The following is a 17,053-nucleotide window of genomic DNA, read 5'->3' as shown; positions in this document are numbered from 1 at the left end:
CGTGAGATCGCTGAACTGGAATTACCGGGCCGTCCGCCGAGCTTTCTTCCGAATCAGGCGGAGGCCAGTTCCCGGGCGCCGACCGTGGAGTCGTAGAGCTCCTGGAAGTAATCACCGATCAGCTCGATGTACGTGGCGAGATCGGCGTACGCCTGCTCCGCGGAGCCGAATCCCTCGACCGCCTGGGAAACGGTGCGGAACATCAGCTCGTCGTGGTCGTGCGACTCGTCGAAGTCCAGGTGCGTCTGGGTGCCCTGGGTGAATTCGGTGCCGAACTCCTCGGCCGCCTTGTTGGTGATGATCTGGTTGTAGCGGTCCGAGTACCACTCGACGAACCAGTCCCAGACCGTCGTGGGCGCGGGACCGCGCTTGTCGGCCTCCAGGCGCAGGTAGCCCATGAGCTGCTTGGTCGCCGGGAAGACGTCGGTGGCCTCCAGCTGCTCGCTGGTGAACCCGAACTTGTTGAGGTCACGGGTGAACATGCCCTCGTGCCCGAACTCCTCGGCCAGGTACTGGGCGAGCTTGGCGGCGAGGCTGTCGTCCTTCGAGCCGACCTTGAAGAGGGCGTAGGTGTCGACCTCGTTGTTCAGCCGAATACGCAGCACCGTCTCGGTGATGTGACGAATGTAGTAGTCCCGGTCGGTCCATTCGCCCGCGTGCAGTTCGCGCAGCTTGGTGACGCGCTGGAACTGCTTCTCCATCAATTCCTCGGCCAGGCTCTCGAGTCGGGACCGATCAAGCTTCGTCATTACGGATTCCTCCTCCTTGGATCGGTCATGAGTCTGGCTTGATCGCGAGTGGAGCCACAGGGCCAATATGGAGATCGTGGCCCCATGGGAGGAGAATGGCCTTATCTGCCGGACCCGTGGAGGCCGGAGGCACGACCATGACCTTCGTACAGCTCATCGACTGCAGGACCAGCCGGTTCGACGAGATGAACCAGCTGATGGACAGGTGGGTCGAACAGACCAAGGGGAAGCGGACCGCGACGCACGACGTCATCGGCAAGGACCGCTCGGACGCGTCGCACTTCATCGAGATCGTGGAGTTCCCGTCGTACGAGGAGGCGATGCGGAACTCGAACCTGCCCGAGACGGACCGGATCTTCCAGGAGATGGTCGCTCTCTGCGACGGGATGCCGACGTTCACGGACCTCGACGTCGTCCGGGACGAGCAGCTGTACGCCGCCGGGGCGCGGCGCTTCTTCGAGGCGCTGGGCGGGCCGGAGGTGCCGTCGTTCGACGGGCTGCTGATCGAGGACTACCACGATCATGATCCGGCCAACGAGCAGGACGTGATCGGGCTGGACGCGGTGCGGCGCGAGGTCGAGATGTGGAAGAGCGGCTTCGACTTCGACTTCACGATCGACGATCAGCTGACCCAGGGCGACCGTGTGTGCACCCGGTGGACCTGGCGCGGCACGCACACCGGGGACTTCATGGGAATCCCGGCCACGGGGAAGCGGGTGTCCATGACGGGCACCACCATTCACCGGTGCGCTCCCGGCGGGAAGCTCGCCGAGGGGTGGTGGCAGTACGACCGGCTCGGGCTGATGGCGCAGCTGGGCGTGCTGGACGACCTGGAGCAGTAGCGGGTACGGGAAAGCCCCCGGTCCGCTGGGCGCGGGCCGGGGGCTTTCCGTCAGGCGTGCGAAGCCTCAGTGGGAGTGGCCGTGGGAGTGACCCGCGGCGGCCGGCTCCTCCTCTTCCTTCTTCTCGACGACCAGGGTCTCGGTCGTGAGCAGGAGGGAGGCGATGGAGGCGGCGTTCTCCAGGGCGGAGCGGGTGACCTTGACCGGGTCGATGACGCCGGCCTTCACCAGGTCGCCGTACTCGCCGGTCGCGGCGTTGAAGCCCTGGCCCTTGTCGAGCTCGGCGACCTTGGAGGTGATGACGTAGCCCTCCAGGCCGGCGTTCTCGGCGATCCAGCGCAGCGGCTCGACGACGGCCTTGCGGACGACGGCGACACCGGTGGCCTCGTCGCCGGTCTTGCCCAGACCGCCCTCGAGGACCTTGGCGGCGTGGACGAGCGCGGAGCCACCACCGGAGACGATGCCCTCCTCGACCGCGGCGCGGGTCGCGGAGATGGCGTCCTCCAGACGGTGCTTCTTCTCCTTCAGCTCCACCTCGGTGGCGGCGCCGACCTTGATCACGCACACGCCGCCGGCCAGCTTCGCGAGGCGCTCCTGGAGCTTCTCGCGGTCCCAGTCGGAGTCCGTGTTCTCGATCTCGGCCTTGATCTGGTTGACGCGGCCCACGACGTCGGCGGAGTCGCCGGCGCCGTCGACGATGGTCGTGTCGTCCTTGGTGATCGTCACGCGGCGGGCGGAGCCCAGCACGTCCAGACCGGCCTGGTCGAGCTTGAGGCCGACCTCCTCGGAGATGACCGTGGCGCCGGTGAGGACCGCCATGTCCTGGAGCATCGCCTTGCGGCGGTCGCCGAAGCCGGGGGCCTTCACCGCGACGGCGTTGAAGGTGCCGCGGATCTTGTTGACGACCAGGGTCGACAGGGCCTCGCCCTCGACGTCCTCGGCGATGATCAGCAGCGGCTTGGAGGCGCCGGCCTGGATGACCTTCTCCAGCAGCGGCAGCAGGTCCTGGATCGAGGAGATCTTGCCCTGGTTGATCAGGATGTACGGGTCGTCGAGGACGGCCTCCATACGCTCCTGGTCGGTGACGAAGTACGGGGACAGGTAGCCCTTGTCGAAGGCCATGCCCTCGGTGAAGTCCAGCTCCAGACCGAAGGTGTTGGACTCCTCGACGGTGATGACACCGTCCTTGCCGACCTTGTCCATCGCCTCGGCGATGAGCTCGCCGACCTGCTGGTCCTGGGCGGACAGCGCGGCGACGGCGGCGATGTCCGCCTTGTCGTCGATCGGACGGGCGGTGGCCAGAAGGTCCTCCGACACGGCGGCTACGGCCGCGTCGATGCCCTTCTTCAGCAGCGCCGGGGAGGCACCCGCGGCGACGTTCTTCAGGCCCTCGCGGACCAGCGCCTGGGCGAGCACGGTGGCGGTGGTGGTGCCGTCACCCGCGATGTCGTTGGTCTTGGTCGCCACCTCCTTCACCAGCTGCGCGCCGAGGTTCTCGTACGGGTCGTCGATCTCGACCTCGCGGGCGATCGTGACACCGTCGTTGGTGATGGTGGGCGCGCCGAACTTCTTGTCGATGACGACGTTGCGGCCCTTGGGGCCGATCGTCACCTTGACCGTGTCGGCCAGCTTGTTGACGCCGCGCTCGAGGGCGCGACGGGCGTCCTCGTCGAACTTCAGGATCTTCGCCATGGGAGCGGTTCAGCCCTCTCGGAAAACGTGGGTGAAACGAACTGCGCCCCGGACGCCCGGCTTCATAAGGACGCGGGAACCCGGGGCGCAGCTCACAAGCAAGATGTGCTTCGGTAAGGAAGCCGGTGAATTACTTCTCGATGATCGCGAGCACGTCGCGAGCCGAGAGGACGAGGTACTCCTCGCCGTTGTACTTCACCTCGGTGCCGCCGTACTTGCTGTACAGCACGATGTCGCCGGTCTTGACGTCGAGCGGCAGGCGCTCGCCGTTCTCGAAGCGGCCCGGGCCCACGGCGAGGACGACGCCCTCCTGGGGCTTCTCCTTCGCGGTGTCCGGGATGACCAGGCCAGAGGCCGTGGTCTGCTCGGCGTCGAGCGGCTGGACCACGATGCGGTCCTCGAGCGGCTTGATGGCAACCTTGGAGCTGGCGGTCGTCACGATCCGACCTCCCCCTTCGGAGATCTCACGGGGTTAACTGTCTGAGGTGGCGACCAGGTCGATCCGTCGTCGCGGGTGCCGGACCTGCCCGTCGCTATTGGCACTCTCCAGGGGGGAGTGCCAGACCCGAGACTATGACCGCGATTAGCACTCGGTCAAGCGGACTGCTAATCGCGTCCCTACATCGGGCGCCCCGCACGGCTCAGAGGCAGTCCTCCAGTCAGAGGTAGTCCTCCAGCCTCCCCACCTTCAGCCCCGCCCCCTCGACCTCCCGCAGCAGCCGGGTCGTCCGCTCCACCAGCGTGAGGCCCGTCGTCTCCGTGGACGGCAGGGAGACGATGTCGCCGGGGAGCAGGCGGTGCGGGCCGGTGCCGTAGGTCAGGTGGTCGCCCTCCATCGCCGCCCGCCACAGGACGACCGCGCCGACGCCGCAGTCCGTGGCGGCGCGCAGGGTCGTGGTGTCGTACGTCCCGTAGGGCGGGCGGAAGAGGCGGGGGCGCACCCCGAAACGGGAGCCGAGTTTGTCCTGCTGGCCGCAGATCTCGTGGCGCTGGCTGGCGTACGGCAGGCCGCGCAGGGCGGTGTGGTCGAGGGTGTGGTTCTGGATGGAGGCGCCGACCGACTGGAGGCGGGCGAAGTGGCCGTACCCCGGCCCGACGACGCTGTCCGTGAGGAACATGCTGACCGGCAGCCGCCGTTGCCGCACGAACTCCACGAACCGCGGGTCCTGCTCGACGCCGTCGTCGTACGTCAGGAAGACCACCTTGTCGGAGGTGCGGACGCGTTTCACGACCGGCACCTCGGGCCCGGACCGCACCCCCTTCGCGCCGTACGTCACCGCCTTCTTGCCCAGCCGTTCGATGGGGTCGACGGACTGGGCGCAGCCGGTCACCAGCAGAACCACCGCCACAGCGGCCGTCAAGGCCCTCACAAGTAGTCCTCCAGCCGTGCCACCGCGTACCCCTCGGCCGTGATCTTGTTCAGAAAGCGCCTGACCATGTCCGGCATCGTGCCCTTCCACTCCTCCCGGCCGCGGAAGTGACTCAGCACGATGTCGCCCGGGTGGATCCTCCGGTCCCACTCCCGGTACTCCCAGTGATCGACGAAGACCTCCTCGTTCCAGATCGGCGCGTACTTCACCCCGCAGGCCTTCGCCGCGACCAGGGTGTCCTCGTTGTAGTTCCCGAACGGCGGGCGGAACAGCAGCGGCCGCTTGCCGTAGTGCTTCTCGATCACGTCCTGCATGCCGCAGATCTCGCGCTTCTGACGGCCGTAGGACAGCCCCGGCAGATAGGGGTGGTGGAGGGTGTGGTTGTTGAGCACGACACCCCGGTCCCGCATCCGCTTGAAGTACCCGTAGTCCTCCTTGACCAGGTAGTCGCTGAGGAAGGCGGTGTACGGGATCTTCAACTCGCTCATCATCCGCAGGAACGCCGGGTCCTTCTCGGCGCCGTCGTCGATGGTGAGGAAGACGATCTTCTGCTGGGTGGGGATCGTGGTGAAGACGGGCGGCAGCCCCCGCTCCTCGTGCCCGTCGACCTCGAAGCCCTTGCGGGTGGTGATCCGCGGCTTCTTCGCGGGCGGCGCCGGGGCGGCCAGCGGGGCCCTGTTCAGCCCCCACCGCTTCGCGACGGCCACGGAGGCGCGCAGCTTCGTGGCGTACGCGTCGAGGGCGCGGGCCGGGGGCGCCTTCAGGGGCTGCTGGCCGGGCGCGGGACGGACCTTGGCACTGTCGCCGCCCTGCGCACAGCCGGAGGCGACCGCGGCGAGGGCGAGGACGGCGAGGGTGCCGCGCAGACTCCACAGACCGCCCCGAGGGCTCCATGCGGCCCGGCTTTTGTCATCTTGTCCTACTGATCCCATGGCGCCGGATCTTCGCAGTTCACCACCGCTATCCCGGCCCGACACCGCCGCCGGAGGCATACGGTCCTCCGACTGGCTCACAATGAGGCGGTGAACGACCTCGCCCCCCTCCTCACCCCCGAGGGCCGCGCCCTCCTCGACGAAGTGCGCGGCACCGCGCCCGCCGACGAACTCGCCGTCGCCACCCGGCTGCGCCGCGACCACCCCGCCGACCTGGTGTCGGCGGCGCTCGGCCAGGCGCGGCTGCGGCAGCGGGCGGCGGCGAAGTTCGGGGCCGAGGACGCCGGGCGGATGTTCTTCACCCCGAACGGCGTCGAGCAGTCGACGCGGGCGAGCGTGGCCACCTACCGGGCCGAGCGCTTCCGGGCGCTGGGTGTGCGGTCCGTCGCCGACCTGTGCTCCGGCATCGGCGGCGACGCGATCGCCCTCGCACGGGCCGGCATCAGGGTCCTGGCGGTGGACCGCGACCCCCTCACGGCCGCCGCGGCCCACGCGAACGCGGAGGCGCTGGGCCTGGCCGACCTGATCGAGGTACGGGAGGCCGACGTCACGGACATCGACACGTCCCCGTACGACGCGGTGTTCGTGGACCCGGCACGACGCGGCGGCCGGGGCCGCATCTTCGACCCCGAGGCCTACTCCCCGCCCCTCTCCTGGGCCGTACAGGCGGCGACGAAGGCACGCCACGCCGCCCTGAAGATCGCGCCCGGCATCCCCCACGAGGCGATCCCGGCGGAGGCCGAGGCCGAGTGGATCTCGGACGGCGGGGACGTGAAGGAGGCGGTGCTGTGGTTCGGCACGGAGCCGGGCGCCGTCCGCGCAACGCTGCTCCCGGGCCCGCGCACCCTGCTCGGCCGCGGCCTCCCCGACCCGGAAGTCCGGCCCGTCGGACGGTACTTGTACGAGCCCGACGGCGCCGTCATCCGCGCTCACCTGGTCGCCGAGGTGGCCGAGGAACTGACGGGCGGGCTGATCGACGAGACGATCGCGTACATCACCGCGGACGAACCGCACGTGACCCCGTACGCCACCGCCTACGAGATCACCGACCAACTCCCCTTCAACGTGAAGAAGTTGAAGGCGCTGCTGCGGGAGCGGGGGGTCGGCATCCTGACGGTGAAGAAGCGGGGGTCGGCGGTGGAGCCGGAGGAACTGCGGCGGAAGGTACTGCCGAAGCCGAACGGGAAGGCCGAGGCGACCGTGTTCCTGACCCGGGTCGCGGGGGCACCGACCATGCTGCTCGGAGCCCCCGCCTGAGCGCCGCTACCTGGTGGCTGTCGTCCGCAGCGCGGCGATGCCCGGGCTCGCCTTGGTCGCGGCCAGGGCGCCGGAGTTCGCCGCCGTGGGCTCCAGGCCGTTGTAGAACGGCGTGTAGCCCCACTGGTCGCCGGCGGCACTGATCGCGCCGCCCGCGGAGTTCAGCGCGGGCGTCGACACCGACCCGGTGCCGCCGAAGACGGCCAGGTAGGTGAGGCTCGCGGCCCCCTTGACCAGGTACGACTTCGTGTCGGCGGAGAGCGCGTCGACCTTCGTCCACAGCAGGGGGCCGTAGACGTTCATCGCCGCCGCGGCGGAGGTACCGCCACGCCAGCTGTCGACCGAGGCCAGCGCGGCGTTGCGCGGGCCGCCCCACCAGAAGCGGGCGAGCGCGGCCGCCGTGGCCTCGTGGGTGCTCCCCGTGACCGGGTAGTAGGTGTACGTCGAGGGCCAGTGGGAGAACGTCGTGTGCGTCAGCGCGTACTTCGCGGAGCCGCCGACCGGGATGACGAGCGTCTCGCGCGGGTCGAGACCGTTGAGGTACGACTTCACGGACGTGGTCAGCTTGTTGCCCTCGTTGAGGACGACGACGGCCTTGCCGCTCTTGCCCAGCGCACCGGCCGCGGAAGCCGCCGCGAGCGCCGAGTGGTAGTCGGTGCCGGTGGCGAGGAAGACGTGGGTCGGGGCACTGGTGATCGCCTTCGCGACCGCCACCGAGGTCGAGTAACGGGACGTACCCGCAAGGCGCTTGGGGGTGAAGCCGAGCGAGGTGACCTTCGAGGCGACGGCACTGCTCAGGATCGACGTGCCGCCGACGAGGTAGACCGGGGCACCGGGCTTGAGGACCCGCTTCAGCTCGGTCTGCACCGCCGAGGACAGCGAGGTGGCCGAGGTCAGCAGGACCGGGCCGCCCTTCTTGCCGGCGAGCGCCGGGGAGGTCAGCGCGTAGGCCTGGCTGTCCCTGGAGACCAGCACGGCGGACGAGGCGTTCTTGAGGCCTGCCTCGCTCTGGCCGACGGTGTTCCAGGTCCAGCGGGACGCGGCGATGTTGCTGCCGTAGACGTCGGCGCCCCAGACCCGGCCCACGCCGTTCTTGCGCAGCGGCTGCCAGGCGGGCGAGCGGCCGCCGTACGGGAAGACGGTGCCCTCGCTCACCCCGTCCGCGGTGAGGGTCAGCACGACGTTGCCCGTCATGCAGCAGCCGCCGGTCTCGGTCTCCTTGTGGTCGAAGTGGACCACCAGCCGGTCGCTCGCGGGCGCCCAGGATACGGAGTCGTAGTCCGCGGTGTCCTGGGTGAGCCGGCGCTCACCCGTGCCGTCGGTGTTGACGGAGAACAGCTGGGCGTGACCGTCGACACGGCGAACGAAGGCGAGTCTGGTGCCGTCGGGCGACAGGGCGGGCGCGGCGGCGTCGGTGACCAGGGTGGTCTGCCGGCCGGTGGCGGCGTCGTAGAGCACGATCGACGGGGTCGTGCCGGAGCAGGACGCGCCGCCCCGCTGGAAGGCCACGACCCCGCTGACCGCGGCGGCGCTCGGGTGGGTGTCACAGCCGGCGCCGCTGGGCAGCAGGGCTGTCGCCGTCCCGCCGGCGGACGGAACGTAGTACAGCTTCTTGGCGGCGGAGAAGACGATCCGGCTGCCGGAACCCCAGTACGTCGGGTGGGACGGCGAACGGCCGTTGTACACACCGTCGTAGACCAGGGTCGAAGCACCTCCGGCGACACTCGCCGTACGCAGGGTTCCGGCCTGCTCGAAGACGACGCGGCTGCCGTCAGGTGCCCAGGCGGGCGCCTCGTCGTCGGAGCCCCGGGTGACGTACGCGGAGCCCGCGCCCTCGGTGTCGACCAAGGTGATGCCGTCGTTGACGACTGCGATGGCGCCGTCGGTGGCCGGCCATCCGGCGACGTCGGCCGAGGCGCCCGGGGCGAGCGCGGTGGCGGTGCCGGCAGCGAGGGCCGTTACGGCGGTGAGCGCGACGAGTCTGCGGCGCGCGGCAGGTCTGACCGGCCTGGTGGATCCAGAAGATCGCACGTGTATGTACCCCCCACGGGTGTCGGAGTGCTGCCGCACCGCGGAAGGCGTCACGCCGGCTGCGGCAGCCGCGCCACTGTAAACCGTCCCTGACCAGGAAGGGAATGGGGTTCTGCGGATGATCCGACGCTCATCGTGCGAGCAGCGACCGCAGCTTCTCTCGCAACAGCTCCCGCTCCCGTTCGTTCCCCGCCAGCCCCACCGCCCGCTCGAACTCCGCCCGCGCCTCCGCCGTACGGCCGAGACGGGCCAGCAGGTCGCCGCGGACGCTGGGCAGCAGGTGGTAGTCGGGCAGGTGGGGGGCCAGGCCGTCGACGATCCCCAGGGCCGCTTCCGGCCCCTCGGCCATCGACACGGCGACCGCACGGTTGAGTTCGACGACCGGCGACGGGGCGCGGGCGGCGAGCAGGCCGTACAGGGTGGCGATGGTGGCCCAGTCGGTCTCCTCGTAGGTGTGGGCGTGCGCGTGGCAGGCGGCGACGGTGGCCTGGAGGACGTACGGGCCGGGGGCGCCGGTGGCCGTGGCCCCCGCCCGCTCAAGGGCCCTGATCCCGCGGGCGATGAGCATGCGGTTCCAGCGGCGGCGGTTCTGGTCCTTGAGGAGGACGGGTTCGCCGTCCGGCCCGGTACGGGCGGCGGCACGGGACGCCTGGAACTCCAACAACGCGGCGAGACCGTGCACTTCGGGCTCCTTGGGCATCAGCCCGGCCAGCACCCGGGCCAGCCGCAGCGCGTCCTCGCACAGCCCCGGCCGCAGCCAGTCGTCACCGGCGGTGGCGGAGTACCCCTCGTTGAAGACGAGGTAAATGACATCGAGGACGTCGGTCAGCCGGGCCTCGCGTTCGGGTCCGTACGGCACCTCGAAGGCGACGTTCTTGGTGGCGAGGGTGCGTTTGGCGCGGACGATCCGCTGGGCGACGGTCGCCTCCGGGACGAGGAAGGCACGCGCGATCTCGGCTGTCGTGAGCCCACCGAGGAGACGGAGGGTGAGGGCGACGCGGGCCTCGGCGGAGAGCACCGGGTGGCAGGTGGTGAAGACGAGCCGCAGCAGGTCGTCGTCGATGTCGTCGGGGTCGGTGGGCTCCTCCGGCGGAGCCGCCTCCGGCATCTCCCGCCCGATCTCCTGGAGCTTGCGGGCGTAGTTCTCCCGGCGCCGGACCAGATCGACGGCGCGACGCCGGGCGGTGGTCATGAGCCAGGCGCCCGGGTTGTCGGGGACACCGTCGCGCTGCCACTGCTCCAGGGCGGCGACGAGGGCGTCCTGGGCGAGTTCCTCGGCGATGCCGACGTCACGGACGACGCGGGTGACGGCGGCGACGATGCGCGGGGACTCGATACGGAAGACGGTCTCGATGGCGCGGCGTACGTCGATCTCGGTGCCGCCGGGGGACTGTGGGCTCACAGTCCCCCATCGAACACCCGTGGACGCCCCGGGCCAAGGCGGGCTCAGCCCTCCGCGATCTCCCGCACCTCGCAGGTGACCGTCCAGTACTCCTCGTGGACCTGGAGGAACCGCTTGGTCCACTCCAGCGCCTCGGCCTTGTCCTTGCACTGCATGAGCGCGTACCCGCCGACGACCTCCTTGGCCTCGGTGAAGGGCCCGTCGGTGACGGAGATCTTCCCGCCCTCCCAGTGCACGCGGGTGCCCTGCGAGGACGGCGTCAGACCGGCGGTGTCGAGCATGACACCGGCCTTGGTGATCTCCTCGATCAGCGCGCCCATGCGTTCCATCAGCTCGGGGCTGGGGCCTTCGGCGGGGGCGTTGGACTCGTCGATCTGCACGAGGGAGAGGAAACGGGGCATCTGGGGCTCCTTGGGTCGGGGCCGGAGCTTCTTTTTCCGGCCGCTCAACCATGCGTCGATCGGGAGACACCGGGATCGACACACTCGCCGAAATTTCCCGAAGATTTTTTTGCGGGGTCGTTTGCGCAGGTCAGAGAGGTCTAGTGAGATCTGGTGAGGTCTAGCGAGGCCTAGTGAGGTCTAGTTGAGCTCGAACCCGAACGCCGCCTTCGCATACGGCGCCCCCACCGACCGCCCCCCGAACACGAACCCCGCATCCGTCACCACCCCCGTCGCCCGCCCCCGCAACGACCACACCGCCCCCGCCCGCGAGTTCTCGCCCACGGCCGAAGCCGCCAGGTCCGCGTGGCCGTTCCCGTTGGTGTCCAGGAGCCGGACCGCGCCGCCGAAACCGTCCCCCGGTTCCACCGCCCCCGGCACCCCGGCCGTGTTCTGTGTGAACGCCTGAGACCCGGTCCCGGTCAGACCGGCCTCCGTGCCGTAGAGGACGTCGACGATGCCCGCCCCGTCGTCGTACCCGATCTCCTCGCCCGGCGCGCCCACCGCCAGGTCGTCGCGGCCGTCGCCGTTGATGTCACCGGCCGAGACCGAGGTGCCGAAGAAGTCGACGTCCTCGTACGCTCCCGGCACGCCGGGGCTGTCCTGGGTGTACCGGTGCCAACTCCCGCTCGGTGCCAGGCCCGACGCCGAGCCCGACGCCACCGTCACCGACGAGTCCGGCGCGTTGCCGACCGCCAGGTCTCCGTACCCGTCGCCGTCGAAGTCGCCGAAGGCCATGCCGCCGCCCCCGCCCGGGAACGTACCGCCGGCCGCGGGAGCCAGACCCGTGGGCGAGCCGGTGTAGAGGCGGGTGCAGTAGCTGCCGTCGCCGCAGTACACCTTCAGCGCGAGTTCGTCGCGGCCGTCGGCGTTCACGTCGCCGGTCGCGCCGTCCCAGACGTCGACGTACTGCAATCCCGCCGGGTCCAGTCCCCGCGTACCGGCCGGCTTGCCGGCGCGGGTCAGCGGGCCCGTCCACACCGTCGCCGTCGTGCCGAGCGGGTCGTCGCCCTGGGCGCGGCCGCCCTTGAACAGGGCCAGGTCGAGTGTGCCGTCGCCGTCGAAGTCGCCCGCCTGGGTCGAGGACGCGGGCAGGGCCGTACCGCCCGTGAGGCCGCCCTTCGCTCCCCACACCACCACGGCCGAGCGGGTGGCGGAGACGTGGCCGACGACCAGGTCCGCCCTGCCGTCGCCGTCCAGGTCGCCCTTGGTCAGCTGGGTGCCGAACCTCTCGCCCTTGGCGGGGCTGCCGGGGACGCCGGCGGTGGCGCGGCTGACGACCGTCCGCCGGTCCGCCGACAGGCCGTGCGGGCCGCCGTACATGACGACGACGTAGCCCGCGTCCTGGAGTCCGCCCACCGTGCCTCCGGGGGCGCCGACCGCGAGGTCCTGGTAGCCGTCGCCGTCGAAGTCGTCACGGACGGGGGCCGGCGTCGAGGCCTCGGCGGTGGCGGGCAGGGCGCCCAGCGAGAGGAGGCCCGCCGCCAGCGGCAGCGCCCAACGGCCGTATGTACGAAGGGAGAACACGGGGCGAGCCTCTCAGCACGGCGACACGGTCACCGCTCAAGACGCGCCGCCCCCTCGGTGGGTTGTAGTCACCGCAGCGACTTCCAGAGCTTGCTCGCCGCCGGCTCCTCCGCCACCACCCGGTTGTGGTCCGAGGGCGCCTGGACGACCGGCATCATCACCGTCTTCACCTGGTCCGCCGACAGGCCCTTCAGGCTCTGGCCGAGGCTCATCAGCTCGGAGAGGGAGTCGAGTCCGGTGTCGGTGGTGAGGCTGCCGGTGATCGCGTCGGCGACCGAGTAGAGCTTGGTGGGCGAGGTGAGCAGGTTCGTCGAGGCGATCTGCTCCAGCAGGGCCCTGACCAGCTTCTGCTGGAGGCCGATGCGGCCGAGGTCGCTGCCGTCGCCGATGCCGTGCCGGGTGCGGGCGAGTGCGAGGGCCTGCTTGCCGTTCAGGTGGTGGGTGCCGGCCTTCAGGGTGAGGTGGCTGCTGGAGTCGTCGATGTCCTCGTCCGTCGTGACCGTGACGCCGCCGAGGGCGTTCACCAGTTTCGCGAAGCCGGAGAAGTCGATCTCGATGTAGTGGTCCATGCGGACGTTCGTGATCGACTCGACGGTCTTCACGGCGCAGACCGGGCCGCCCACCGAGTAGGCGGTGTTGAACATCGCGTTGTACGCCACCGCCGTCGAGCCCCCGTCCTTCAGCGGGCAGGACGGCCGGGTCACGAGGGTGTCGCGCGGGATGCTGACGACCGTCGCCTCGGTGCGGCCCGCGTCGACGTGCACGACCATCGCCGTGTCGGAGCGGGCGCCGGTGCTGTCGCCGCCGCCGAGTGCCTGGTTCTCCTTGCCGCTGCGCGAGTCGGAGCCGAGGACCAGGATGTTGAGGGCCTCGGTCGGCAACGGACTTTCGGACGCCGAGGGAGAGGGCGTCACCGTGACCTTCGGCGGGCGGTCGTCGCCGAGCGCCTGGTCGATGTCGACGCTCTTGATGTTGCCGTTCAGATGCCAGTACGCCCAGCCGCCCGCCGCGGCTCCCGCCACCAGTACGCCCGCGAGAGTGAGGCCGGCGGCTTTGAGTATCCGTGTCCGCCGCCGGCCCGCTGGTCTGCCTTCGTCGTCTCCATTCACGGAGAGGAACGTAAGTCCGAATTATTACGAGGGCACTGCCCCGGTCGGCTTTCTTCGGAAAATCTCACTTTTCTCAACCCAGCGCCACCGTCTCCGAAAGTTTCGGTCGAACAACCGATTGACTTCGGGGCAGCATCGGACGCCACGAAACACGCGCCACTACAGCACCAGCCTCCCGTGCGCTAAACCGCCGGAGGCGCTCCCGTACTGCTGCGCACCACCAGGCTCGTCGCCAGCTCCACCCGCGTCGCCGCCGGCGTCCCCTCCTCGCGCGCGAGGTCGAGCACCAGCTTCGCCGCCGCCTCGGCCATCTCGGTGAGCGGCTGCCGTACGGTCGTCAGCGGCGGCCCCACCCAGGGCGCGACCGGCAGATCGTCGAACCCGACGACGCTCAGGTCCTCCGGAATGCGCAGCCCCAGCTCACGCGCGGCCTCGTACAGCCCGAGCGCCTGGAGGTCGTTGCCGGCGAAGACGGCGGTGGGCCGGTCCTCGCGGCGCAGCAGGTCCAGGCCCAGCCGGTACCCGGCCTCGTGGTGGAAGTCACCGGTCTTGATCAGCGCGGGGTCGACGGGCAGCCCGGCGGTCTCCAGCGCGGCCCGGTAGCCGTCGACGCGGGCGCGGCTGCACATCATCCGGGACGGGCCGCTGATGGCCCCGATCCGGGTGTGGCCGAGCTCGACCAGGTGCCGGGTGGCGGCGAGGCCGCCCTGCCAGTTGGTGGCGCCGATGGACGGCACGTCGGCGCCCGGGTCGCCGGCCGGGTCCATGACGACGAACGGGATGGACCGGCTGGTCAGCAGGGCGCGCTGCGACTCGTCCAGACCGGACAGCACGAGGATGACGCCGTGCGGCCGGCGGGCGGCGACCTGGTCGGCCCAGGTCCGCCCCGGGGTGAGCCGCCCCGCGCTCTCGCTGAGCACCACGCTCAGCCCGGCGTCCCGCGCCACGTTCTCCACACCCCGGATGACCTCCATCGCCCAGGCGCTCTCCAGCTCGTGGAAGACCAGGTCGATGAGGGGGGACCGGCTGGCCTCGGCCCGCCGTCGGCGATAGCCGTGGGCACGCAGCAGTTCTTCCACTCGGGTGCGGGTGGCCGGGGCGACGTCGGCCCGTCCGTTGAGGACCTTCGAAACAGTCGGCGCCGAGACGCCGGCCTCACGGGCGATCTCGGCGAGCGTCGCGGTCTGCGTCGAGCGTCCTGCTGTCCGGGTTTCACCGGGCTCCGGGGGTGTCATGGCGGCGATCGTATCCCTGCACGACCTCTTGACGAACCCTTCTCACCGGCCTAGGTTCCCAAAACATTCGGATTACATATCGAAACATTCGCGAGAGACGTTCGTGCGAGCCCTTCGTGAGAGGTCGTTCGACCCGACAGGAGTTTCATGACCACCGCGCCTTGGCGTGACCCCGCCCTGACCGCCGCCGCCCGCGTCGACGACCTCCTCTCCCGGATGACCCTGGAGGAGAAGACCGCCCAGCTGTACGGCGTGTGGGTGGGCGCCAGCACCGACGGGGACGGCGTCGCCCCGCTGCAACGTGAGATGACCGCCGACTACGACTGGGACGAGCTGATCACCCACGGCCTGGGCCAGCTCACCCGTCCCTTCGGCACCGCCCCCGTGGACCCGGCGCTGGGCGCGCAGGCACTGGCCCGCGCCCAGCGCCGTATCGCTCAGGCGGGCCGCTTCGGCATTCCCGCGCTCGCGCACGAGGAGTGCCTCGCCGGCTTCACCGCCTGGCAGGCGACCGCCTATCCGGTGCCGCTCGCCTGGGGCGCCGCCTTCGACCCGCCGCTGGTGGAGGAGATGGCCCGGCACATCGGCCGCGACCTGCGCGCGGTCGGTGTCCACCAGGGCCTGGCCCCCGTCCTGGATGTCGTCCGCGACCCGCGCTGGGGACGGGTCGAGGAGACCATCGGCGAGGACCCTTACCTGGTCGGCACGGTCGGCGCCGCGTATGTCCGGGGCCTGGAGTCGGCCGGCGTGGTCGCCACGCTCAAGCACTTCGCCGGGTACGCGTCCTCCGCGGGCGCCCGCAACCTGGCGCCCGTCCGGGCGGGCGTGCGCGAGTTCGCCGATGTGACGCTGCCGCCGTTCGAGCTGGCGCTGCGCGAGGGCGGGGCGCGCTCGGTGATGGCCGCCTACACCGACACCGACGGCATCCCGGCCTCCGCCGACCCCGGCCTGCTCACCGAACTCCTGCGGGACCGCTGGGAGTTCACCGGCACGGTGGTCGCCGACTACTTCGGCGTCGGCTTCCTGCAGAGCCAGCACCGGGTCGCCGGCACCGAGGCGGAGGCGGCCCACGCGGCCCTCGCGGCGGGCCTCGACGTCGAACTGCCCACGCTGAAGTGCTACGGCAAGCCCCTGCTGGAGGCCGTGCGGGCGGGCGAGATCCCGGAGGCGCTCATCGACCGCGCCGCCCGCCGCGTCCTGATCCAGAAGTGCGAACTGGGCCTGCTGGACGAGGACTGGACCCCCGAGCCCACCGGCCGCATCGACCTCGACTCGACGGCGAACCGCGCGCTCGCCCGCCGCCTCGCCGAGGAGTCGGTGGTGCTGCTGGACAACCCGGACGGCGTCCTGCCCCTCTCCCCCGACACGCGCATCGCGGTGGTCGGCCCGCGGGCGGCCGACGCCCTGGCGATGCTCGGCTGCTACTCCTTCCCGTCCCACGTCCTCACCCACCACCCCGACATCCCGATGGGCATCGAGATCCCGACCGTCCTGGAGGCGCTGCGCGCCGAACTCCCGGACGCCAAGGTGACGTTCGCCGAGGGCTGCGGGGTCGACACCCCCGACACCGGCGGCTTCGAGGAGGCGGTGGCGCGGACCGCGGAGGCGGACGTCTGCGTGGCCGTCCTCGGTGACCGCGCCGGTCTGTTCGGCCGGGGCACCTCGGGTGAGGGCTGCGACGCGACCGACCTGCGACTGCCGGGCGTACAGGCCGAGTTGCTGGACGCGCTGGTCGCCACCGGGGTGCCTGTCGTCCTCGTTCTCCTCACCGGGAGGCCGTACGCGCTCGGCCGCTGGCACGGCCGGCTCGCCGCGTCCGTGCAGGCCTTCTTCCCGGGAGAGGAGGGCGGCCCGGCAGTCGCGGGAGTGCTGTCGGGCCGCGTCAACCCCTCCGGGCGGCTGCCGGTCAGCGTCCCGCGGGAGCCGGGCGGCCAGCCCTGGACCTACCTCCAGCCCCCGCTGGGCCTCGCGGGCGAGGTCAGCAACCTGGACCCGACCCCGCTGTACCCCTTCGGGCACGGCCGCTCGTACACGACGTTCGCATGGGAGTCGGACGCCGCCGGGGCGGAGATCACGACCGACGGCTCGTACGACGTGAGCGTCGCCGTCCGCAACACCGGCGACCGCGAGGGCGCCGAGGTCGTCCAGCTGTACCTGCACGACCCGGTGGCCTCGGTGACCCGCCCGGACGTCCGCCTCATCGGCTACCAGCGCCTCGAACTCGCCCCCGGCGAGTCGCGACGCGTGACGTTCCGCTTCCACGCCGACCACTCGGCGTTCACCGACCGCAAGGGCCGCCGGATCGTCGAACCCGGCGCCCTGGAACTGCGGTTGGCGGCCTCCAGCGCCGACGTGCGCCACACGACCCGGCTGACGGTCACCGGCCCGGTACGGGAACTGGGCGCCGACCGCAGGCTGCGCTGCGAGACGGAGGTCGCACCGGAAACGGGGGCAACCGTCTGATCAC

Annotated in this window: 14 protein-coding genes; 3 read left to right on the top strand and 11 right to left on the bottom strand. The window is 70.8% G+C overall.

Annotated features, from left to right (window positions below; genetic code table 11):
* Nucleotides 1-53 precede the first annotated feature (53 nt).
* Nucleotides 54-749 carry a heme oxygenase-like domain-containing protein gene (locus EJC51_RS29455; protein ID WP_097267879.1) on the bottom strand — a complete coding sequence of 232 codons (696 nt, stop codon included), beginning with the start codon at nt 747-749 and terminating at the stop codon, nt 54-56.
* Between the two features lie 137 nt (nt 750-886).
* Here EJC51_RS29455 and EJC51_RS29450 point away from each other — a divergent pair, with 137 nt between their 5' ends.
* Complete coding sequence (locus EJC51_RS29450) at nt 887-1,591, top strand: ester cyclase (protein ID WP_126273828.1); 705 nt, start codon at nt 887-889, stop codon at nt 1,589-1,591.
* A gap of 66 nt (nt 1,592-1,657) precedes the next feature.
* Here EJC51_RS29450 and groL read toward each other — a convergent pair whose 3' ends face one another.
* The 4 genes from groL to EJC51_RS29430 all read right to left on the bottom strand — a co-directional run bounded on the left by groL (nt 1,658) and on the right by EJC51_RS29430 (nt 5,585).
* Entirely contained in the window at nt 1,658-3,283 is a 1,626-nt protein-coding gene (gene groL / locus EJC51_RS29445) for a chaperonin GroEL (RefSeq protein ID WP_126273827.1), read from the bottom strand.
* Nucleotides 3,284-3,413: 130 nt separating this feature from the next.
* Nucleotides 3,414-3,722, bottom strand: a complete 309-nt coding sequence (gene groES / locus EJC51_RS29440; protein WP_055493212.1) for a co-chaperone GroES — start codon at nt 3,720-3,722, stop codon at nt 3,414-3,416.
* Between the two features lie 220 nt (nt 3,723-3,942).
* Nucleotides 3,943-4,653 (bottom strand): polysaccharide deacetylase family protein, encoded by a 711-nt coding sequence (locus tag EJC51_RS29435; RefSeq protein WP_126273826.1) that lies wholly within the window; start codon nt 4,651-4,653, stop codon nt 3,943-3,945.
* Entirely contained in the window at nt 4,650-5,585 is a 936-nt protein-coding gene (locus EJC51_RS29430) for a polysaccharide deacetylase family protein (RefSeq protein WP_126273825.1), read from the bottom strand. The genes EJC51_RS29435 and EJC51_RS29430 overlap by 4 nt, the downstream gene beginning before the upstream one ends.
* A gap of 90 nt (nt 5,586-5,675) precedes the next feature.
* On the opposite strand from EJC51_RS29430, the gene EJC51_RS29425 reads away from it, so the two are divergent.
* Nucleotides 5,676-6,842 carry a THUMP-like domain-containing protein gene (locus EJC51_RS29425; RefSeq protein WP_166682916.1) on the top strand — a complete coding sequence of 389 codons (1,167 nt, stop codon included), beginning with the start codon at nt 5,676-5,678 and terminating at the stop codon, nt 6,840-6,842.
* A 6-nt stretch (nt 6,843-6,848) separates the two neighbouring features.
* On the opposite strand, the gene EJC51_RS29420 is transcribed toward EJC51_RS29425, so the two are convergent.
* From EJC51_RS29420 to EJC51_RS29395, 6 genes are all read right to left on the bottom strand, one after another.
* The gene (locus EJC51_RS29420; protein ID WP_166682915.1) at nt 6,849-8,873 is read right to left on the bottom strand and encodes a cell wall-binding repeat-containing protein; all 2,025 of its coding nucleotides are present in this window, start codon (nt 8,871-8,873) and stop codon (nt 6,849-6,851) included.
* 130 nt (nt 8,874-9,003) lie between these two features.
* Nucleotides 9,004-10,275: an RNA polymerase sigma factor gene (locus EJC51_RS29415; protein WP_126273822.1), complete on the bottom strand. Its 1,272-nt coding sequence runs from the start codon at nt 10,273-10,275 to the stop codon at nt 9,004-9,006.
* A gap of 44 nt (nt 10,276-10,319) precedes the next feature.
* Nucleotides 10,320-10,676, bottom strand: coding sequence for a YciI family protein (locus tag EJC51_RS29410; RefSeq protein WP_059192869.1), 357 nt, complete (start codon nt 10,674-10,676; stop codon nt 10,320-10,322).
* A 180-nt stretch (nt 10,677-10,856) separates the two neighbouring features.
* Nucleotides 10,857-12,242 (bottom strand): FG-GAP-like repeat-containing protein, encoded by a 1,386-nt coding sequence (locus EJC51_RS29405; RefSeq protein ID WP_126273821.1) that lies wholly within the window; start codon nt 12,240-12,242, stop codon nt 10,857-10,859.
* 68 nt (nt 12,243-12,310) lie between these two features.
* Nucleotides 12,311-13,351 (bottom strand): LCP family protein, encoded by a 1,041-nt coding sequence (locus EJC51_RS29400; RefSeq protein ID WP_244362901.1) that lies wholly within the window; start codon nt 13,349-13,351, stop codon nt 12,311-12,313.
* 182 nt (nt 13,352-13,533) lie between these two features.
* On the bottom strand, nt 13,534-14,586 hold the full coding sequence (locus EJC51_RS29395; protein ID WP_126273820.1) for a LacI family DNA-binding transcriptional regulator: 1,053 nt from the start codon (nt 14,584-14,586) through the stop codon (nt 13,534-13,536).
* 147 nt (nt 14,587-14,733) lie between these two features.
* Here EJC51_RS29395 and EJC51_RS29390 point away from each other — a divergent pair, with 147 nt between their 5' ends.
* Complete coding sequence (locus EJC51_RS29390) at nt 14,734-17,049, top strand: beta-xylosidase/alpha-l-arabinosidase (protein ID WP_126273819.1); 2,316 nt, start codon at nt 14,734-14,736, stop codon at nt 17,047-17,049.
* Nucleotides 17,050-17,053: the final 4 nt, after the last annotated feature.

This window comes from Streptomyces aquilus (genome assembly GCF_003955715.1).
GTDB classification, from domain to species: Bacteria; Actinomycetota; Actinomycetes; order Streptomycetales; family Streptomycetaceae; genus Streptomyces; species Streptomyces aquilus.
This window is presented reverse-complemented; position numbering and strand designations above follow the sequence as displayed.